This is a genomic window from Thiobacillus sp. (genome assembly GCF_024708915.1).
The window spans coordinates 1-19857 of record NZ_JANJXQ010000094.1 but is presented as its reverse complement, the minus strand read 5'-3'; the positions used below and the strand labels follow the sequence as shown (position 1 = coordinate 19857).

The following is a 19857-nucleotide window of genomic DNA, read 5'->3' as shown; positions in this document are numbered from 1 at the left end:
CTGTCGGGGGTATTCGTGCTGCTGATCATCGTGGGGGTGTTCTGGTCGATCAAAAGCGGCCAGTTCGACGACCTCGAAGGGCCGGCCGAGCGCATCCTGATGGACGACGACGACCCTTTGCTGCCGACCCGCCGCTTGAGCCGCAAGGATGACGGCCAAAACGGGAACACGTACACAAACGCGCACAAGTAAATTAAAATCGATCAACTTTGAATGGAGTACGCACAATGAAACAGCTTCTGACTTTTCAGGGTTTTCCCATGGTGGTGGTGGTAGCACTGATCGTCTGGTCATGGATCAGCATTCTTTCCGTGGTGATCGGTTCCTTGTTCTGAATTGATCCGCAAAACAAAAAAGCCCTGCAACAGCGGGGCTTTTTTGTTTTGCCGGGTGCACATGCGGGTTTCCGCAAGGCTCCGGCCCTACCGGACTTCGCGGCATCCGAGTCCGATGCACGCAATGCGGGCGCTACCAGTCGGCGCTGAATTGCAGGCCCCATACCGGCGCAGTACTGCGCGAAGATGCTCGCGTACCCAAGGGTGCGTCGCCGATTCCTGTGGCCAGTGCAGGCATGCGCTGGCCGATGGGCTGCAGGCGCAATGTCGTTTTCACTCCCAGCAAACGGTCGGTTTCCGCACTCAGCACACCCAGCGGATCGGTGATGAACAAGGTGGCCTTGTCCGCCCAGTCGAGTTTCCCGGGTTTGGCGCGGATACGCTCGCGTAGCGGGGAAAAAATATACTCGCCGACGAGCGCGCCGACCACCGGCGTCACCACCAGATCCTGGATGGAGACGGGTTCGGCCAGCGCTTCGGCGCCGTACTCCCAGATTGTCGATAGCAGCGCGGAATACAGAAACGCCTGAGCCCGCTCCAGACCGCGCTCCCGTGCCTGTATGTAATAAGCGCCGCCCCAGTAAGGATGCAGGACGTAATTGATCCACCAGCGGTCGGTGTCCCACACCGGTTTGCTGACATTGTTGCGCCACTTGCTGAAGCTGTAGTTCTGTTTCGCTTCGCTATCCCAGCCCGAGATGCTTTCCGGGGCCAGGTACAGCACGGCCACGCCGACAAATTGGTAACCGAGGAAATAGGCGGCATCGCGGCTGACACCCTGCCAGTCCGGCTGGGCGTCCAGTGGCCCGCGCCAGCGGTATCCGTAGGGCTGGGTTGCCGGGTCTTCCTGTGCTGCCGGATCGGGGCTGCCGGCGGGCGTGTCCTGGGATTCCGCCGGCAGTGCGGGGCGCAGCCACGCCCGCCGTAGCGGCAAATTCGGCCGGTTCGGCGGCCATCGAGCTGCCTGCTGCGGGCAGGCTGACAGCGCAGCCGAGGCAAGCGCAGAGCAGGCGGCGTAGCCCCGCTTGTGCGGCTCCGCTTCGAGCGCTACACGAGCGCACCGCGGATATCCTGGCGTGGGCGCCCGGATAACCGGAACCGGCCATGCGATATGGGGGTGCTGTCAGCATGGAGACACCAAGGTGGCAAGTGCTCCGAAGATTGTACAGGATCGAACCGGGTGGGATCGGTCGCAGCGCCGAAGAGGGCGGTAGCCCAGGAGCCCGTATTCCCGGGCCCTGCAAGATGGCTGGAAGGCGTCGGGAAAGCGGATCAGGCGGGGATCGCGGCGCGCATTTTTTGCAGGGCGCGTGCTTCGATCTGGCGTATGCGCTCGGCCGACACGCCATACTCGGCAGCGAGCTCGTGCAGGGTCGCGGCTGCGTCCTCGGTCAGCCAGCGCGCTTCGATAATGCGGCGGCTGCGTTCGTCCAGGTTCTCCAGCGCGGCGGCCAGACCGCTATGGAGCAGGCGTTCGGTCTGCTCGCGCTCCAGCAGCTGCGCCGGGTTTTCGTCCGGGCTCGCCAGATGCGCCAGCGGGTTGTAGCCCTCTTCGCCGTCGTCCACCATCGGGTCGATCGACACATCGTGTCCCGACAGGCGGGTTTCCATTTCCAGCACGTCCTTGCGGCTGACGTTGAGTTCGCGCGCCATGGCGTCGGCTTCCTGCACCGTCAGGGCTTTAAGCGACTGTTTCAGGCTGCGCAGGTTGAAAAACAGTTTGCGCTGCGGCTTGGTGGTCGCCACCTTGACCAGACGCCAGTTTTTCAGCACGTATTCGTGGATTTCGGCGCGGATCCAGTGCAGTGCGAACGACACCAGGCGCACGCCGCGATCGGGGTCGAAGCGCTTCACGGCCTTCATCAGGCCGACATTGCCTTCCTGGATGAGGTCGGCATGCGGCAGGCCATAGCCCAGATAATGCCGCGCCACGCTGACCACCACGCGCAGGTGGGAGACCACCAGCTGGCGCGCTGCCTCGACGTCCTGCTTGTCGTGCCAGGCACGCGCCAGGCGCTGCTCGTCCTCCAGACTGAGCATGGGATAGCGGTTGACCGTCTGGATGTAACTATCCAGGCTGTAGGCTGCAGGTATGGGTAAAGCGATGGTTTGGCTCATGGTTGCGAATACTCCCTTGCAAATGATTTTAGCACTCACGGCATAAGAGTGCTAAGGGGGCGGAGGGTTCCGCAAGTGGCAATGAAATCAGCGTGCCGCCATGACCTGGCGGAGCGTGCGCGTCACCGTGAGCCAGGCGCCAAGCCAGCCAGACAGGGTGGTCAGTCCCAGTACAACGGCCATTTCGGCCGCTGTCGGCGGCAGCAGATGAAAAGTGGAGCCGTACAAGCCTGCCAGCTGCTCGACGGGCGCGCGCAGCACCCAGGCTGCCAGCGCCAGCACGCCGCCCGCTGCCAGTCCCCCCAGCAGGCCTTGCAGCGCCCCGAGGTAAAGGAAGGGGCGGCGAATGTAGCGGTCGGTGGCGCCGATCAGGCGGCTGACCTGGATTTCGTCGCGGCGGGCCAGAACCAGCGCGCGGATGGCGTTGCCCGAGATGGCGATGAGCGCGATGGCGAACAGTCCGGCCAGCAGCCATACGACGCTGCGTCCGATGACGAGTGCGGCCTGCAGGCGCTCGGCCCACTGGCTGTCGAGGTGGGTTTCAGCCACGCCCGGCAGCCTGGCCAGATCGGCCGCCACCCGTGCCAGTTCCTCGCGTGAGCTTGCCCGGGCATGCACCACCCAGGCGTCCGGCAGCGGGTTCTGCGCCAGGCCGGCGGTGATGTCGGCCAGATCCTGTGCCGCACTGAGCGCGGCAAGCGCGTCCTCTTTCGGCACATAACGGGCCTGCGCGATATCCGGCTGCTGCAGCCGCCCGGCGATGGCCAGCTTGTGCGCGGCCGACGCATCGGCGTCGAGGAACACGCTGATTTCCGGCTGCGCCGGCAGGTCGCCCGCCAGCCGGCCAAGATTGCCGAGCGCCAGATACAGCCCGCTGGGCAGGCTGATCGCCACGCCCATCGCCAACGCGGTCAGGAACGTGCCGACCGGTTGCCCGAGCAGGCGGGCCAGCGCGGCAGCGAGCGCATGTTTCTGGTGGCGCAGCCAGCCGATCATGGCGTCGCCTCCGCGACCTTGCCGTGATCCAGATGCAGCGTGCGGCCGCCCAGCGCCGAGATGGCGCGCTCGTCGTGGGTGGCGATCACCAGCGTGGTGCCGACCTGATGGAAGTCGCGGAACATCGCCATGATGTCGGCGGCATAGCCGGCATCGAGATTGCCGGTGGGCTCGTCGGCCAGCAGCAGGGCGGGGCGGCTTACCAGCGCGCGGGCGATGCACAGGCGCTGCTGTTCGCCGCCCGAAAGGCTGACCGGGTTGGCCTTCTCGCGCTTCAACAGGCCGACCTTGTCGATCACCGCGCGTGCGCGCTTGAGCGACTCGCGGCGGTCGAAACCGGCGATGTCGAGCGGCAGCACCACGTTGTCGATCACGTTGCGGTCGAACAGCAGTTTGTGATCCTGGAACACCAGGCCGATGTTGCGGCGCAGATACGGCACGGCGCGCCGCGACAGACGGTTGATGTTCTGACCGCTGACCGACACCACCCCGCTGGTGGGCCGCTCGATGGCGGCGATGAGCTTCAGCAGGGTGCTCTTGCCGGCGCCGGAATGCCCGGTCAGGAAAACCAGTTCGCCCTGCTCGATGGCGAGATCGACGCCGGACAGGGCCTCGTGCCCGCCGGGGTAGCGCTTGGTGACCTGGCTGAAGCCGATCATGCGGCGAACACCGCCTCGACGAACTCGCGCGCGTCGAACGGCCGCAGGTCGTCGACGCCTTCGCCTACGCCGATATAGCGCACCGGGATCGGCTGTGCCGGGCCTGACCGAGCCTGGGCGATGGCGGCGATGGCGCCGCCCTTGGCGGTGCCGTCGAGCTTGGTGAGCACGAGGCCGGTGACGCCGAGCGCATCGTCGAATGCCTTGACCTGCGCCACCGCGTTCTGTCCGGTGTTGGCATCGAGCACCAGCAGCACTTCGTGCGGCGCGCCGGGCGCGGCTTTTTCGATCACCCGCTTGACCTTCCTGATCTCTTCCATCAGGTGCAGCTGGGTCGGCAGGCGGCCGGCGGTGTCGGCCAGCACCACGTCGATGCTGCGCGCCCGAGCGGCCTGGATGGCGTCGAAAATCACCGCGGCGGAATCGCCTTTTTCCTGGCTCACCACGGTGACGTTGTTGCGCTCGCCCCAGACCTGCAGCTGCTCGCGCGCGGCGGCGCGGAAGGTATCGCCCGCCGCCAGCAGCACCGACAGGCCCTGTGCCTGGTACAGCTTGGCGAGTTTGCCGATGGTGGTGGTCTTGCCGGCGCCATTGACGCCGGCCAGCATGAGGATGAAGGGCTTGTGCGCGGTGACGTCGAGCGGCGCCTGCAGCGGGGTCAGCAGGTCGACCAGCGCCTGCTTCAACGCGGTCTGCAGATCGGACGCCTCGGTCAGCCCCTCGCGCCGCACCTTCTTCTGCAGGGTGTCGAGCAGGGCGTGGGTGGCATCGACGCCGACATCGGCGGTGATGAGGATGGTTTCGAGTTCCTCGAACAGCTCGGCGTCGATCTTGCGCCCGACACCGAACAGGCTGGAAAGCTGGCCGCCCAGCCGGCCGCGGGTTTTGGCGAGCCCCTGCTTCAGCCGTTGCGCCCAGCCGGGGCGCGACTCGACCGGCTGCGGGGCGACGGCTTCGGTCGGCGCGTCAGGGACGGCCGGTTCGGCGGCGGGCGGTTTGGACTTGAAGAAACTAAACACGGATAAAGGCGGTCAGCACAGCTGTTTGACGGACGCGGTATCTTATCATTCAGGCAGTCGACTCCACACGGGCTTCGGCCAACAGTGGACCGGCATCCTTGGGATGCATTCAATCGGAGGTGAACGACATGGTCGGCATGCGGGGAATGTTGCTGGCGCTGCTGGTGGGCAGCGCACAGGCGGCGGTGACGGATGTCACACTGGACAATGGGTTGCGGGTGATCGTGCAGGAAGACCACCGCGCGCCGGTGATGGTGTCGCAGGTGTGGTACCGCGCGGGATCGCTGGACGAATTCAACGGCACCACCGGCGTGGCGCACGTGCTCGAACACATGATGTTCAAGGGCACGCAGACGGTGCCGCCGGGCGAGTTCTCCAAGCGCATCGCCGCCGCCGGCGGCCGCGAAAACGCCTTTACCAGCCGCGATCACACCGCGTATTTCCAGCAGATGCAGAAAGACCGGCTGGCGCTGTCGATGCAGCTGGAGGCCGACCGCATGGCCAATCTCGTCATCAGCGACGCGCTGTTCGCCAAGGAAATCCAGGTGGTGATGGAAGAGCGCCGGCTGCGCACCGACGACCAGCCGCAATCGGTGGTGTACGAGCGCCTGATGGCGGCGGCTTACCAGGCGCATCCCTACCGCCGCCCCATCATCGGCTGGATGGACGATCTCTCGAACATGACCGGGCAGGACGCGCGCGACTGGTATGCGCGCTGGTATGCGCCCAACAACGCGACGCTGGTGGTGGCGGGCGACGTCAAGGCCGGCGAGGTGATCGAACTGGCCAAACGCCATTTCGGTGCGCTGCCGGCGCGTGCGCTGCCGCCGCGCAAGCCGCAGGACGAGCCTGCGCAGCTCGGCGAGAAACGCATCGTGGTCAAGGCGCCGGCGCAGCTGCCCTATCTGCTGATGGCCTGGCATGCGCCCACGCTCAAGGATTGGGAGCAGGATACTGCGCCGTACGCGCTGCAGGTTCTCGCGGGCGTGCTCTCCGGCAACGATTCGGCGCGGCTGCAAAAATCGCTGGTCAAGACCCGGCAGATCGCGGTGAACGCGAGCGCGGGTTACGACGCCATTGCACGCGGACCGGGCATGTTCATGGTCGACGCGACACCGGCGCCGGGCACATCGGTGGCGGCGCTGGAAAAGGCCGTCCGCGAGGAGGTGCGGCGCATCCAGCGCGACGGCATCGACCAGGCGGAACTCGCACGGGTCAAGGCGCAGGTCATCGCGGCCGACGTCTATCAGCGCGATTCGCTGTTTTATCAGGCCATGCAGCTGGGCGAGTACGTGACCGCCGGCCTGCCGCCCGAGGCGCTGGCGCGCCGGGCCGACAAGTTGCGTGCGGTGACCGCCCAGGAAGTGCAGGCCGCCGCCCGGCAATGGCTGCAGGACGACCGGCTGAGCGTGGCCGAGCTCGACCCGCAGCCCCTCCAGGCCAAGGCGCAGCGCACCGCCGTGCCGGGAGTGCGCCATGTCAATTAAAGCCATGTCAATGCAACGCTTCTTTTTTGTCCTGTTGCTCGGTCTGCCGCTGTCGGCGCAGGCCGCGCTGGCCATCCAGCACTGGCAAACGCCGCAGGGCGCGCGGGTGGTCTTCGTCGAAAGCCGCGAGTTGCCGATGCTCGATATCTCGGTGGATTTCTCCGCCGGCAGCGCGCGCGATCCCGCCGGCAAGACGGGGCTTGCCCATCTGACGCACGGACTGCTCGATCAAGGCGCGGGCGGCCTTTCCGATACCGCCATCGCGCATCGCCTGGCCGATGTCGGGGCCGTGCTGTCGGGGAATTTCGACCGCGACCGTGCCGGCGTCGCGCTACGCACCCTGTCGTCCGCCAGCGAAAAGGCGGCAGCGCTCGAGATACTGGCGCACGTGCTGCAACGGCCCGATTTTCCGCAGGCGGTGATCAAGCGCGAGAAACAGCGCCTGATTGCCGCCATCCGCGAAGCCGAAGCCGATCCCGGCACGGTCGCCGGCAAGGCGTTTTATCGGGCGCTCTACGGCACGCACCCTTATGCGCACGACGAGGCGGGCGACCCTGCCGCCATTGCGCGGCTGACGCGGAGCGACCTGCAGGCGTTTTATCGCGCGCATTACAGCGCACCCAACGCCGTGATTTCGCTGGTCGGCGACATTCCCCGCGCCGAGGCCGAGGCCATCGCCGCGCGCCTGGCGGCCGGCCTGTCCAAGGCCGCGGCGGTGGCGCCGCTGCCCGGCCCCGCGCCGGCAGCAGCATCCGACGCGCGCATTGCCCATCCTTCCACGCAAAGCCATGTGCTGGTCGGGGCGGTGGGCATGGCGCGCAACGATCCCGATTTCTTTCCGCTGTTCGTCGGCAATTATGTGCTGGGCGGCGGCGGCTTCGATTCGCGGCTGATGCGCGAGGTGCGCGACAAGCGCGGCTACGCCTACAGCGCCTACAGCTATTTCATGCCGATGGCCGAGGCCGGGCCGTTCCAGCTCGGCCTGCAGACCAAGCTGGAGCAGACCGACGACGCGCTCGAGGTGGCGCAGGCGACGCTGCGGCAGTTCATCGCCGACGGCCCCAGCGAAGCTGAACTCGACCAGGCCAAATCCAATCTCACCGGCGGATTCCCGTTGCGCATCGACAGCAACAGGAAAATCCTCGATTACCTGGCGGTGATCGGCTTTTACCGGCTGCCGCTGGATTATCTGGATACCTGGGTCGGCAAAGTCGAGGCAGTCGACGTGGCGGCGGTGAAACAGGCGTTTGCCCGCCGCATCGACCCCGACAAGCTGGTGACTGTGGTGGTGGGGGCGGGCAGTGCTCGCTAAGCGCGCGCCGCCGCAGCGGGCGCACGGCGCGCCCAACCACGTGCGCATCATCGGCGGGCAATACCGTCGGCGGCTGCTGGAATTTCCCGACGGCGCCGGCTTGCGTCCGACCCCCGACCGCGTGCGCGAGACGCTGTTCAACTGGCTGGGGCAGGATCTGCCCGGCTGGGCTTGCCTGGATCTGTTTGCCGGCAGCGGCGCGCTGGGTTTCGAGGCGGCTTCGCGCGGGGCGGGGCGCGTCGTCATGATCGAGCGCGATCCCAGGGCGGTCGGCGCGCTGGAAAAAAACCGCGTCACGCTCGGCGCCAGTCAGGTCGACATCCTGCGGGCCGATGCGCTGGCCTGGCTGGCGAACAGCCGCGAAACCTTCGACCTGATTTTCGTCGACCCGCCGTTCGACAGCGGACTGGCCGGGACGGTGCTCGCCGAACTGGCGCCTCATCTCAAATCCAGCGGCCAGGCGTATATCGAGCAGGCTGCTCCGGTGGTCGCGCCAGCGGGGCTGATCGTCCACCGCAGCGGGCGCGCGGGGCGCTCGCATTTTGCGCTCCTCGTCAAGGAATAAGCGATGCTGACTGCTGTCTATCCCGGTACTTTCGATCCCATCACGCGCGGCCATGAAGACCTGGTGCGGCGTGCGGTGCGGCTGTTCGATCATGTCGTCGTCGCGGTGGCCGAGTCGCGCAACAAACGGCCTTTTTTCAGCATGGAGGAACGGGTGGCGATGACGCGCGACGTGCTGGCCGACGTACCGCAGGTGCGGGTGGAAGGTTTTTCCGGACTGCTGATCGACTTTGTTGCCGAACAGGGGGCGATTGCGGTGTTGCGGGGGTTGCGCGCGGCGTCCGACTTCGAATACGAATTCCAGCTGGCCGGGATGAACCGCAATCTGAAGCCCGATATCGAAACGCTGTTCCTCACGCCGTCGGATCAATACATGTTCATTTCCGCCAGCATGATCCGCGAGATCGCGCAGCTGGGCGGCGACGTGACGCCCTTCGTCCACCCATTGGTGGCGCAGCGATTAAGTGAGAAAATAAGCAGAAACTGATATGACCCGGAGAACGCCATGTCGATGATGATCACGGACGAATGCATCAATTGCGACGTCTGCCTGCCCGAATGCCCCAACGAAGCCATTTCCCAGGGTGATGAGATCTACATCATCGATCCCAACAAATGCACCGAGTGCGTTGGCCACTTCGATACGCCGCAATGCGTGGAGGTGTGCCCGGTCGACTGCATTCCGCTGAATCCGGATTACCCTGAAACGCGGGAGCAATTGCAGGAGAAGTTCCTGCGCCTGACCGCCGGCAAGTAAACGCTCAGGCCATTCTGGCCAGCTGCGCCTCGCCCGGTTCGCCGGTCAGGACATCGGCGACGCGCAGGTTGATGCGTGCCAGATGCTCCAGTTGATCGCTCACGGTTCCGCTTGACGCTTCCAGTTCGGCGATGCGTTCGTCCAGCGTTTCGGTCGCGGCATGAATGCGGCTGACGCTATCCAGCCGGCGCTTCAGCTGGCTCTTGTGTTCCCGCACCTGGGTTTCCATCGGTGCGATCAGCGCCTTCAGCCAGGCTTCGGTCTCGCTGTTGGCCAGCTCGAATACCTGCACCACCTTGCTGGCGAGCGTTTCGAAAAAGCGCGCGGTCAGCTGACTCTGGCCCACGGTCAGCATCTTGAACACGGTGTTGAAGCGTTCGTCGAAGATGCGTTCCAGCCGCGCCATTTCCTTGTGGTATTTGCGCAGGCTGTGGTCGGGCGGGCTGACCGCCGCCAGCCCGTGTTCGTCGCTGAATTTCTGGTACATCGCCGTCATCATGGCGCGGATTTCCTGAATCAGCGCAGCAGAGGCATCCAGATTGCCGTCCAGCTGGCGGAAGAAACGCCCCATCGCATCGAGCAGGCCGGTGCTGAAGCGGCTTTCCTCCATCGCCTGCCGGACGCGGCGCACCTCGCCGCTCAGCGTCCGCATGCCCAGCCGCTGGCGCAGCGCATCGACCTGCGAGGCGTACACATTGCGCAGCGCGTTGAACTGCTGCAGGCCATGCTCGAACTGCTGCTTGTCTTCGTTGGCCTTGACCATCATGTGCTGGATGACGTCGCGGTTCTTGCCGCGCAGCCCCTGCAATTCCTCGACCTGATCCTGGATGCCGGCGAGCCGCGTTTCCAAGAGCTCGGTGGCCTTGATCACAACGTCCTCCACCACCGCCTGGGCCGAGTCGCTGACCAGCGCCTGCTTGCAGGGGAGCAGTTCCTGGGTCAGGGCCGCCTCCAACTCAGGCAGCCGGCTTTTCGCCAGCAGCGCTGCATCGCCACGCACCTTGGCGACCAATGCCTTGTGCGCCGACACCGGGTAAACCTGGGTGGCCGGCAGGTCGAGCAGCGCAGCGCTGCCGGCCACCTGTTTGGCGATTTCGGCGTCGATTTCGGGCGGCGTCCTGAGTTCGTCCCACAGCCCGTCGATCTTGTTCAGTACCACCAGCCGGGCACGGCTGGCGGCGTGTATCGGCGCGATGTGCTGGCGCCAGATTTCGATGTCCGATTTGGTGACCCCGGTGTCGGCGGCCAGCAGGAACAGCACCGCATGGGCGTTGGGCAGCAGGTTGAGCGTCAGTTCCGGCTCGGTGCCGATGGCGTTGAGCCCCGGCGTGTCGAGAATGACCAGACCCTGCTTCAGCAGCGGATGCGGAAAATTGATCAGCGCGTGGCGCCAGCGCGGGATCGTAATGCTGCCGCCGCGCGCCAGGTTGCGCGCGGCTTCCTCGTCCAGCGGGTTGAGCAGGCCGTAGGCCTCGGCGGTGGCCGCGTCGACGTCGACGGTGTCGGCCAGCCGCATCAGCGTCGCGCTCATGTCGTCAGCGGAATCGAGGTTGAGCGGAAATTCGGTCCAGGCGGCAGCGTCGCGCTTGAAGTCGCCGATGCCGCCCGCGCGGGTTCTGGTGTCGATCGGCAGCAGCCGCAGCGACGGCCGCTGGGTAGGGGTGTAATACAGTTCGGTGGGACACATGGTGGTGCGCCCGGCGGACGACGGCAGCACGCGCTGGCGGTAATCCGAAAAGAAAATTGCGTTGATCAGCTCGGACTTGCCGCGCGAAAACTCGGCGACGAAGGCCACGTTCAGCGTGTCTTCCTGCAGGCGGCCCAGCAGCTGGCCAAGCCGCATCGCGGATTCGGCGTCGCCCAGTTGCTGCGTGTCGAGCCAGTCGCGCAGCGCTTCGATGCGCACGTACACGGCATCGCGCCAGGCGCTGTAACGCTCGAATTCGTCAACCAGGGCGGTCGGTTTCATGCGGGGGATCACCGGGTAAGTCACGGTCAGTTAGCGACATGATAATGACAAACTTGATCGAGGCGGCGGCGGCTCAATGCTGGCAGCCGGGACAGTAGAAGCTCGCACGCTGGCCCTGCACGATGCGGCGTATCGGGGTGGCGCAGACCCGGCATGGCTGGCCGGCGCGGTCGTAGACCCGTGTCTGCAACTGGAAATAGCCGAGTTCGCCGCTGCTGTGGACGTAATCGCGCAGCGAGCTGCCGCCTGCGGCGATGGCCGCTGTCAGCACCTGCTTGATCGCCGCTGCCAGCCGCGCGCAGGCAGGGCGGCTGAGGCGGCGCGCGGCGGTGGCGGGACGGATTCCGGCGTGAAACAGCGACTCGGACGCGTAGATGTTGCCGACGCCGACCACGACCCCGGCATCCATGATGACCTGCTTGATGGCGGTATTGCGGCGTTGACACTGCGCGTGCAGGTAGGCTGCGTCGAACGCCGGAGTCAGCGGTTCCGGCCCGAGATGGGCCAGCAGCGGATGCCGTGTCGCGTCGTGAGTCCACAGCACCGCGCCGAAGCGGCGTGGGTCGCGCAGCCGCAGCGTGGTGCCGTCGTCGAACAGCCAGTCGATATGGTCGTGCAGGGCGGCGGGCTCGCCGGGCTCGGCAAAGCGCAGGCTGCCCGACATGCCCAGATGCACGATCTGGGTCGCCGCGCCAAAGTCGAACAGCAGGTATTTGCCGCGCCGATTGATTTCCCTGAGCATCAGCCCTGCCAGCCGCGTTTCCAGATCGTCCGGTACCAGCCAGCGCAGACGCGGGTTGCGTATCGCGATGCGCGCGAGCGTACGACCCTGTAGACGCGGCAACAGACCCAGACGGGTGGTTTCGACTTCGGGTAATTCAGGCATGGCGCGATCGGGATCGAGTACGGCGTGGCAGTAAACAGGGCGTCGATGCAAGGTCGGCATCGTTCATACAGGGGGTCTCCGCAAGCCGGAGCCGGACCGGACCCCTATTCTAGGGCCTGTTAACGCGCATTTCACCCCTGCGCCGGACCGATTTCCGGCGTGCCCGGATATTGGACAGGCGCATTCTCCTCTGCCGCTGTGGCCCGGCGGCGCCGGCAGGGCGTTCGCGCTATCAGGCAATGCGAAACTGGGGCGGCTTCATCGGGCGCAGATTTCGAGTGAACCTTGCTTGCGGGCAGGCCTCGAAAGCTTAGAATCGTGACAGCGACTCCACCAAGGCGACATACATGACCCACCTCAACGTTCTCCCACTCTGTGCAGCGCTGGCGCTCGCGACCGCGTGCAGTCAGCCCGGCGTCAAAGCGTCGCAGCCTGCGGTGGCGGAAACCCAGGCAGCGCCGGCTGTCGTCGCGGAAACGCAGGCGCCGCAATCCGCCGTGGTAGTGGGCGAAGCGGTCGCCGACCCCGCCGCAGAGGCGGCTGCCAAGGCACAGGCTGCGCTGCCCAGGCAGCCGCTCACCCCCGAAATCCTGTTCAAGTTTCTGGTGGCCGAGGTGGCGGGACAGCGGGGTGCGATCGGCGTTGCCAATTCGACCTATCTCGATCTGGCGCGGCAGACGCGCGATCCGCGCGTAGCCCGTCGAGCGGTAGAGGTCGCGATGTTTGCGCGCGACCAGGCAGGGGCGCTGGAAGCCACCCGGCTGTGGGCAGAGACGGAGCCGAACCCGGAACGCGCACAGCAGACCCTGGCGGCCTTGTTGCTGGGCGAGGGCCGCTTCGACGAGGCTGAACCTTTGCTGAAAACCCTGTTGAAACAGGATGCGGCCAACGGCTTTCTGCATCTGTCGGCGCTGACGGGCAAGCTGCGCGACACCCAGGCTGCCCTGGATCTGGTCGAACGGCTGGCAGCGGATTATCCGGAACTGCCGGAAGCGCGCTTTGCCGTCGCGCAGGCCGCAGCCAGTGCCGGCCGCTTCGATGCAGCCGTCGCGGCCTTGCAGCAGGCCGACAGCCTGCGTCCTGGCTGGGAGCCTGCGGCGCTGCTGCGCGTGCAGATACTGGGCAGGACGTCGCGCGCCGATGCGCTGGCCTTCATGCGCGGCTTCCTGGCGACCCATGCGGGCGCACGTGACGTGCGGCTGACCTATGCGCGCACCTTGGTCAATGCCAATCAGTTCGCCGAAGCGCGCGTCGAATTCACCCGTCTGATGGGCGATTTTCCGCGCAATGCCGAAGTCAGTCTGGCCGCGGGTTTGCTGTCCATGCAAATGGGCGATTTCGACGCGGCGCGCGATTTGCTGACGCAGACCCTGGAATACAACCCGCGCGACCCGGATACCGTACGGTACTACCAGGGGCAGCTGGCCGAGCAGATGAAACAGCCCGAGGCGGCTGCCGCTTTCTACGCCGAGGTCAAGACGGGTAATTATCTGGTTCCCGCGCGCGCGCGTCAGGCCGCGTTGCTGGCGCAGGCGGGCAGGCATGATGACGCGCGTGCGCTGCTGGCTGCCACGCAGGGTGAAAACGACGGGCAAAACGTGCGGCTGATTCAGGCGCAGGCCGAACTGCTGCGCGACAGCAAGGCGCATGCGGCAGGTTTCGACCTGCTGTCGGTGGGGCTCAAGCGTTATCCCGATTCGGCGGATTTACTGTACGACCGCGCCATGGCTGCGGAAAAGCTCGACAAGCTGGACGTGCTGGAAGCCGATCTGCGTCGCGTGATCACGCTGCGCCCCGGCGACGCCCAGGCTTACAACGCGCTGGGCTACACGCTGGCCGACCGCACCGGCCGCCTTGCCGAAGCGATCGTCCTGCTGGACAAGGCCCTGGCGCTGGCTCCGGAAGACCCCTTCATCCTGGATAGCGTGGGGTGGGCACAATACCGTTCGGGCGATCTGGCGCGTGCGCAGGAATACCTGGAACGCGCCTACAAGGCGCGCCCCGACCCCGAAATCGCCGCCCACCTGGGCGAGGTGCTATGGGCGCGCGGACAGCGCGACGAGGCCGGCAAGCTGTGGCAGACCAGCCTGCAAATCCATCCGCAGAACGAGGTGCTGCTGGAAACCCTGCGCCGGTTGAAACCCTGATGAGACATCTGCTGGCGGCATTGCTGCTGATGCTGGCGGCCGGCTGCGCGTCGGTGCCGCCCTCCGTTCCCGCTGTTGCGCTGCCCCACGCCAGTTGGACGCTGCAGGGGCGCATCGGCGTCCAGGCGGGCGAACAGAGCCTGTCGGGGAATATCCGCTGGCAGCACCGTGCGGAAGCGGATGAGGTATTGCTGATTTCGCCGCTGGGGCAGGGCGTGGCGCGCATCGTGCGCAACGCCGAGGGGGTGACGCTTGAAGCGCCGAATCGGTCGCCGCGCCGCGCACCCGACGCCGAGTCCCTGACGCGCGAGGCGCTCGGTTATGCGCTGCCGGTGGCGGGCCTGGCATGGTGGGTGCAGGCGCGCCCCGACCCCGGGCGCAGCTTCGAGGCCACGCATGACGGCGCCGGGCGCATCGTGCAGCTCAAACAGGATGGCTGGGTGATCGATTACCTGCAATACGCTGCCGATGCGCGTCCGCGCAAGCTGGTGGTGGCGCGCGAGGGGCTGGAAATCCGCCTGGTGGCGGACAACTGGCAAGCCGAATGAGCCACGCCTATCCCGCCCCCGCCAAGCTGAACCTGTTCCTGCACGTCGTCGGTCGGCGGGCCGATGGCTACCACCTGCTGCAAAGCGTGTTTCGCCTGATCGACCGTGCCGATATTGTGCATCTTGAATTGCGCGACGACGGCCGCGTGGTGCGTGCAGACGACCTGCCCGGGGTGCCGGAAGAACGCGATCTGAGCGTGCGTGCGGCGCGCCTGCTGCAGGCGCATGCACCGGCAGGCGCCGGAGTGGGCATTCGCCTCGACAAGGTGCTGCCGATGGGGGGGGGGCTCGGCGGCGGCAGTTCCGACGCAGCCACCGTGCTGCTCGCACTGAACCGCCTGTGGCAGGCCAATCTACCGCGCGAAGCGCTGCAACAACTGGCTTTGCAATTAGGCGCCGACGTGCCCGTTTTCGTGTTTGGCCAGACCGCGTTTGCCGAAGGCGTGGGCGAAATCCTGCATCCGGTTAGCGCACCGCCAGCGTGGTATGTGGTGCTGATGCCGCCGGCGCAGGTGCCGACCGCCGCAATTTTTGCGGCGCCGGAATTGACACGCAACACGCCACCCCTCAAAATAGCGCCCTTTTCCGCAGGCATGGGTCGTAACGACCTGCAGTCCGTGGTCGTTCAGCGCTATCCTGAAGTCGCCCGTCATCTCGCATGGCTGGCCCAGTTTGGCGACGCGCGAATGACCGGTTCGGGTGCCTGTGTGTTTGCATCATTCGAGACGGAAGAAACGGCGCGCGACGTGCTGCGCCAACTGCCTGAAATGATGCAGGGTTTTGTGGCGCAGGGTCTCGACAGGCATCCCCTGTACGATTTTTGCGCCGGGTAGTGCCCATTGGGGAGTCGCCAAGTGGTAAGGCATCGGATTTTGATTCCGACATTCGCAGGTTCGATCCCTGCCTCCCCAGCCAGTTAAGCGAACAGCCGCCAGTGGCGGCTGTTTTTGTTGTTGTGCGGACCAGCCAAAACGCCGGAGACTCGCGTGTCCATAGACAATCTGATGGTGTTCAGCGGGAATGCCAACCCGCGTTTAGCCAGTGATGTGGTGCGTCATCTCAATATCCATCTCGGGCGTGCCACCGTGTCGCGTTTCTCCGATGGCGAGGTGATGGTCGAAATCCTCGAGAACGTGCGCGGCAAGGATGTGTTCGTGCTGCAGTCGACCTGCCAGCCGACCAACGACACGCTGATGGAGGTGATGGTGATGGTTGATGCACTGAAGCGCGCCTCGGCTGCCCGCATCACCGCGGCGATCCCGTATTACGGCTACGCGCGGCAGGATCGGCGCACCCGGTCGGCGCGGGTGGCGATCACCGCCAAGGTGGTGGCCAACATGCTGCAGGGCGTGGGCGTAGACCGTTTGCTGACGATGGACCTGCATTCGGACCAGATCCAGGGATTCTTCGACATCCCGGTCGACAACATTTACTCCAGTCCGATCCTGTTGGGCGACATCTGGAAGCGCGACCATCCGAACCTGATGGTGGTGTCGCCGGACGTCGGCGGGGTGGTGCGGGCGCGGGCAATCGCCAAGCGGCTGGAATGCGATCTGGCGATCATCGACAAGCGCCGCCCCAAGCCCAACGTGGCGAAGGTGATGCACATCATCGGCGACGTCAAGGACCGCACCTGCATCATCATGGATGACATGGTCGACACGGCCAACACGCTGTGCGAGGCGGCCACCGCGCTGAAGGAGCACGGCGCGAAAAAGGTCATGGCGTATTGCACCCATGCCGTGCTGTCCGGCAGCGCCGCCGAACGCGTGACGAATTCCGCGCTCGACGAGCTGGTGGTGACCGACACCATTCCGCTGCGCGACGACGCGCGCGCATGCAAGAAAATCCGGCAATTGTCGGTGGCTGAATTGCTGGCGGAGACCATCCGCCGCATCAGCAACGAGGATTCCGTCAGTTCGCTCTTCATCGAGTAGGGCTGGCTGAATGCCCCTGGTCGCGGGGGCTTTTGGGCATGCATTGACCCTTTTCGGCAATGCATCATCAAGCAGTTAATTGGAGAAAACCTATGAATATCGAAGTCATCGCCGCCAAGCGTGAGTTGCAAGGTACGGGTGCGAGCCGCCGTCTGCGTCACGCGGGCAAGGTCCCCGGCATCGTCTACGGCGGTACTGCCGCCCCTGTGCAGATCGAGCTGGACCACAACGCGCTGTACCACGCGCTGCGCAAGGAGGCCTTCCATGCCTCCGTGCTGACCCTGAATGTCGACGGCGCCAAGGAAACCGTGCTGCTGCGCGACGCCCAATGGCACCCCTACAGGCAGCAGGTGCTGCACGTCGACTTCCAGCGCGTCGACAAGGATCACAAGATCCACGTCAAGGTGCCGCTGCACTTCCTCAATGCCGACGTGGCGCCGGGCGTCAAGACTGGCGGCGGCAAGCCTCACCACATCGTGACCGAACTCGATGTGCAGTGCCTGCCCGGCAGCCTGCCTGAGTTCATCGAAGTCGACATGGGGCAGCTCGAGGTCGGTCATTCGATCCATGCGAACGATCTGAAATTGCCCGCAGGTGTCGAACTGGTTGCCCACGTCAAGCAGGAAAACCCTGCAGTGGCGTCGATCAATGCGCCCAGGGGTGGTGGCGCTGAAGAGGCGCCCGCGGCGCCTGCGGCGTAACCAGGCTGCGCAATTCCCGGGAATTTTCATCCCGGTGGATTGTGGGCCGTGTGCGGCATGACAGCGCCTCGCCTGATTGTCGGCCTCGGTAACCCCGGGCGCGACTACGAAGAAACCCGGCACAACGCCGGGTTTTGGTTTTGCGCGCGCCTCGCGCAGGCATGGGGCATGCCGCTGGCGCACGAGTCGCGCTTTCATGGCATTGTCGGGCGCCGTCCCGGAAACGTCTGGATGCTGCTGCCGCAGACCTTCATGAACCGCTCCGGCCAGGCGGTCGGCGCGCTTGCGCGCTTTCATCGCATCGCCCCGGCCGACATTCTGGTGGTGCACGACGAGCTCGACATCCCGCCCGGCCAGTTGCGCCTCAAGTTCGGCGGCGGCATGGGCGGGCACAACGGCTTGAAAGACATCACCTCGCATCTGGGGACGCAGGATTACTGGCGGCTGCGCATCGGCATCGGCCATCCCGGCGACCGCAATGAGGTCGTGAATTACGTCCTGAAGCCGCCGCGCCGCGAGGAGCAGCCCGAGATCGACGCAGCGATCGAACGTGCGGTCGGCCTCATGCCGCTGATCGAACAGGGCGAGTGGAACGCGGCTGTCCAGCGCGCCAATACCAACCCGTCAGCCAAACCCAAACAGGAAACCCCATGAGTCTCAAATGCGGCATCGTCGGATTGCCCAACGTCGGCAAATCCACGCTTTTCAATGCGTTGACCCAGGCAGGCATCGCAGCGGAAAACTATCCTTTCTGCACCATCGAGCCGAATACCGGCGTGGTCGAAGTGCCCGATCCACGTCTGGCGGCGCTGGCGCAGATCATTAATCCGCAAAAAATTGTCCCGGCCATCGTCGAGTTCGTGGATATTGCGGGCCTGGTCGCGGGGGCGTCCAAAGGCGAGGGGCTGGGCAACCAGTTCCTCGCCAATATTCGTGAAACCGACGCGATCTGCCACGTGGTACGCTGCTTCCACGACGAAAACGTGATCCATGTCGCCGGCAAGGTCGACCCGCTGTCCGATGTGGAAACCATCGCCACCGAGCTGGCGTTGGCCGATCTGGCGAGTGCCGAAAAAGCACTGGCGCGTTATGAGAAACCCGCCCGGGCTGGCGACAAGGATGCGCAGAAAATGGTTGCCGCCCTGAAGCCCGTGGTCGCCACCCTGAACGAAGGCCGCCCCGCCCGCGCCGCCGGACTGGATGCGGAGGGGCTGGCGGCGATCAAGTCGCTGTGCCTGATGACGGTGAAGCCCACGCTATATGTCGCCAATGTGGACGAGGATGGCTTCCACGACAACCCCATGCTCGATGCCCTATGCGCGTTTGCCGAAAAAGAGGGTGCACCGGTCGTGCCGGTTTGCGCAGCGCTGGAGGCCGAGCTGCAGGAATTGTCGCCGCAGGAGCGTGTGGAATACCTGAAGGAACTCGGCTGGGATGAGCCGGGGTTGAATCGCCTGATTCGCGCCGCCTACGATTTGCTCGGTCTGCAGACCTATTTCACCGCCGGGGTGAAGGAAGTGCGCGCCTGGACTATCCATAAGGGCGACACCGCACCGCAGGCGGCAGGGGTCATCCACACCGACTTCGAGCGCGGCTTCATTCGCGCGCAGACCATCTCGTTCGAGGATTTCATCGCCTGCAAGGGCGAGCAGGGCGCCAAGGAGGCCGGCAGGATGCGTGCCGAGGGCAAGGAATACATCGTCAAGGATGGAGACGTCCTGAATTTCCTGTTCAACGTGTGAGATTGAATACCGGGGGCGGGGAATTTTCATGCGGGGTGTTTGACAGGGCCTTCTGAAAGACCCTATAATTTCGCGCTTCGTTTGGGTGGGGTTCCCGAGCGGTCAAAGGGATCAGACTGTAAATCTGACGGCTCTGCCTTCGAAGGTTCGAATCCTTCCCCCACCACCAGGTTTTTGCAGTTCGAGCGGGGCTAAGCGGGGAGCGTGGTTGTTGGCGCTTTGGCGGCTTTACAGCCACGGTCTACCCCTTGCGGGTGTAGCTCAATGGTAGAGCTGAAGCCTTCCAAGCTTAAGACGAGGGTTCGATTCCCTTCACCCGCTCCAGTTTTGTGTGGGCTTATTTGACAGTAAGTCCGAGGCCCATGTAGCTCAGTGGCAGAGCACTCCCTTGGTAAGGGAGAGGTCGGCAGTTCAATCCTGCCCATGGGCACCATGTTTTTGCGTGTCGATAAAGATGGCGGCGCGCCGGTTTGAAAAGCGGTTGTCGGGATGTTGATGTGGTTGACTGTATCGGTTCTTGTGCAAATTTGAGGGGTACTTGAAATGGCTAAGGAAAAATTCGAGCGGACCAAGCCGCACGTAAACGTAGGCACGATTGGACACGTTGACCACGGCAAGACCACCTTGACCGCGGCGATCACCACCATTCTGTCGAAGAAATTTGGCGGTGCTGCCAAGAA

The 19857-nt window shown here is 65.0% G+C and carries 21 protein-coding genes and 4 tRNA genes; 18 read left to right on the top strand and 7 right to left on the bottom strand.

Translation table 11 applies throughout. The features are described 5' to 3' along the window. On the top strand, positions 1-192 hold a 192-nt coding region (gene ccoS / locus Q0L94_RS07445; RefSeq protein WP_296751935.1), incomplete at its 5' end, for a cbb3-type cytochrome oxidase assembly protein CcoS. A 276-nt stretch (positions 193-468) separates the two neighbouring features. Here the strand turns inward: ccoS and Q0L94_RS07440 are convergent. The 5 genes from Q0L94_RS07440 to ftsY form a co-directional block, all read right to left on the bottom strand. Further along, a complete protein-coding gene (locus Q0L94_RS07440) occupies positions 469-1269 on the bottom strand; it encodes a DUF3943 domain-containing protein (protein ID WP_296751932.1) in 801 nt (266 codons plus the stop codon). A 338-nt stretch (positions 1270-1607) separates the two neighbouring features. Next, complete coding sequence (gene rpoH, locus Q0L94_RS07435) at positions 1608-2453, bottom strand: RNA polymerase sigma factor RpoH (RefSeq protein WP_296751930.1); 846 nt, start codon at positions 2451-2453, stop codon at positions 1608-1610. A gap of 87 nt (positions 2454-2540) precedes the next feature. Then, positions 2541-3449, bottom strand: coding sequence for a permease-like cell division protein FtsX (ftsX, locus tag Q0L94_RS07430; protein WP_296751926.1), 909 nt, complete (start codon positions 3447-3449; stop codon positions 2541-2543). Continuing rightward, a complete protein-coding gene (ftsE, locus tag Q0L94_RS07425; RefSeq protein WP_296751923.1) occupies positions 3446-4108 on the bottom strand; it encodes a cell division ATP-binding protein FtsE in 663 nt (220 codons plus the stop codon). Before ftsE ends, ftsX begins: the two co-directional genes overlap by 4 nt. Next, a complete protein-coding gene (gene ftsY, locus Q0L94_RS07420; RefSeq protein ID WP_296751920.1) occupies positions 4105-5127 on the bottom strand; it encodes a signal recognition particle-docking protein FtsY in 1023 nt (340 codons plus the stop codon). Before ftsY ends, ftsE begins: the two co-directional genes overlap by 4 nt. Before the next feature lie 137 nt (positions 5128-5264). On the opposite strand from ftsY, the gene Q0L94_RS07415 reads away from it, so the two are divergent. From Q0L94_RS07415 to Q0L94_RS07395, 5 genes are read left to right on the top strand one after another with little or no spacing between them, the layout of a single operon-like run. Continuing rightward, positions 5265-6614 carry a pitrilysin family protein gene (locus tag Q0L94_RS07415; protein WP_296751943.1) on the top strand — a complete coding sequence of 450 codons (1350 nt, stop codon included), beginning with the start codon at positions 5265-5267 and terminating at the stop codon, positions 6612-6614. Positions 6615-6618: 4 nt separating this feature from the next. Next, the gene (locus Q0L94_RS07410) at positions 6619-7926 is read left to right on the top strand and encodes a pitrilysin family protein (RefSeq protein ID WP_296751940.1); all 1308 of its coding nucleotides are present in this window, start codon (positions 6619-6621) and stop codon (positions 7924-7926) included. Next, positions 7916-8491, top strand: a complete 576-nt coding sequence (gene rsmD, locus Q0L94_RS07405) for a 16S rRNA (guanine(966)-N(2))-methyltransferase RsmD (protein WP_296751916.1) — start codon at positions 7916-7918, stop codon at positions 8489-8491. Before Q0L94_RS07410 ends, rsmD begins: the two co-directional genes overlap by 11 nt. A gap of 3 nt (positions 8492-8494) precedes the next feature. Then, positions 8495-8977 (top strand): pantetheine-phosphate adenylyltransferase, encoded by a 483-nt coding sequence (gene coaD, locus Q0L94_RS07400; RefSeq protein WP_296751913.1) that lies wholly within the window; start codon positions 8495-8497, stop codon positions 8975-8977. An 18-nt stretch (positions 8978-8995) separates the two neighbouring features. Then, entirely contained in the window at positions 8996-9247 is a 252-nt protein-coding gene (locus tag Q0L94_RS07395; protein ID WP_018077055.1) for a YfhL family 4Fe-4S dicluster ferredoxin, read from the top strand. Between the two features lie 4 nt (positions 9248-9251). Here Q0L94_RS07395 and Q0L94_RS07390 read toward each other — a convergent pair whose 3' ends face one another. Both Q0L94_RS07390 and mutM read right to left on the bottom strand, forming a co-directional pair. Further along, positions 9252-11216, bottom strand: coding sequence for a dynamin family protein (locus tag Q0L94_RS07390; protein WP_296751910.1), 1965 nt, complete (start codon positions 11214-11216; stop codon positions 9252-9254). Between the two features lie 73 nt (positions 11217-11289). Beyond that, the gene (mutM, locus tag Q0L94_RS07385; protein ID WP_296751908.1) at positions 11290-12102 is read right to left on the bottom strand and encodes a bifunctional DNA-formamidopyrimidine glycosylase/DNA-(apurinic or apyrimidinic site) lyase; all 813 of its coding nucleotides are present in this window, start codon (positions 12100-12102) and stop codon (positions 11290-11292) included. A gap of 347 nt (positions 12103-12449) precedes the next feature. Between mutM and Q0L94_RS07380 the strand changes: the two genes are divergently transcribed. The 12 genes from Q0L94_RS07380 to Q0L94_RS07325 form a co-directional block, all read left to right on the top strand. Further along, the gene (locus Q0L94_RS07380) at positions 12450-14249 is read left to right on the top strand and encodes a tetratricopeptide repeat protein (protein WP_296751905.1); all 1800 of its coding nucleotides are present in this window, start codon (positions 12450-12452) and stop codon (positions 14247-14249) included. Continuing rightward, positions 14249-14797 (top strand): lipoprotein insertase outer membrane protein LolB, encoded by a 549-nt coding sequence (lolB, locus tag Q0L94_RS07375; RefSeq protein ID WP_296751903.1) that lies wholly within the window; start codon positions 14249-14251, stop codon positions 14795-14797. The genes Q0L94_RS07380 and lolB overlap by 1 nt, the downstream gene beginning before the upstream one ends. Further along, complete coding sequence (gene ispE / locus Q0L94_RS07370; protein WP_296751900.1) at positions 14794-15630, top strand: 4-(cytidine 5'-diphospho)-2-C-methyl-D-erythritol kinase; 837 nt, start codon at positions 14794-14796, stop codon at positions 15628-15630. Before lolB ends, ispE begins: the two co-directional genes overlap by 4 nt. Positions 15631-15637: 7 nt before the next feature. Next, positions 15638-15712 (top strand) — tRNA-Gln (locus tag Q0L94_RS07365). 71 nt (positions 15713-15783) lie between these two features. Beyond that, entirely contained in the window at positions 15784-16734 is a 951-nt protein-coding gene (locus tag Q0L94_RS07360) for a ribose-phosphate pyrophosphokinase (protein ID WP_296751897.1), read from the top strand. A 92-nt stretch (positions 16735-16826) separates the two neighbouring features. After that, on the top strand, positions 16827-17435 hold the full coding sequence (locus Q0L94_RS07355; protein ID WP_296751895.1) for a 50S ribosomal protein L25/general stress protein Ctc: 609 nt from the start codon (positions 16827-16829) through the stop codon (positions 17433-17435). A 57-nt stretch (positions 17436-17492) separates the two neighbouring features. Next, complete coding sequence (pth, locus tag Q0L94_RS07350; protein WP_296751892.1) at positions 17493-18089, top strand: aminoacyl-tRNA hydrolase; 597 nt, start codon at positions 17493-17495, stop codon at positions 18087-18089. Beyond that, positions 18086-19177 (top strand): redox-regulated ATPase YchF, encoded by a 1092-nt coding sequence (ychF, locus tag Q0L94_RS07345; RefSeq protein WP_296751891.1) that lies wholly within the window; start codon positions 18086-18088, stop codon positions 19175-19177. Before pth ends, ychF begins: the two co-directional genes overlap by 4 nt. An 84-nt stretch (positions 19178-19261) precedes the next feature. Further along, positions 19262-19346, top strand: a tRNA-Tyr gene (locus Q0L94_RS07340). 81 nt (positions 19347-19427) lie between these two features. Continuing rightward, positions 19428-19501: transfer RNA gene (locus tag Q0L94_RS07335), tRNA-Gly, on the top strand. A 34-nt stretch (positions 19502-19535) separates the two neighbouring features. Continuing rightward, positions 19536-19610, top strand: a tRNA-Thr gene (locus tag Q0L94_RS07330). Positions 19611-19720: 110 nt separating this feature from the next. After that, a partial coding sequence (locus tag Q0L94_RS07325; RefSeq protein ID WP_296751937.1) for a GTP-binding protein occupies positions 19721-19857 on the top strand: 137 nt, incomplete at its 3' end.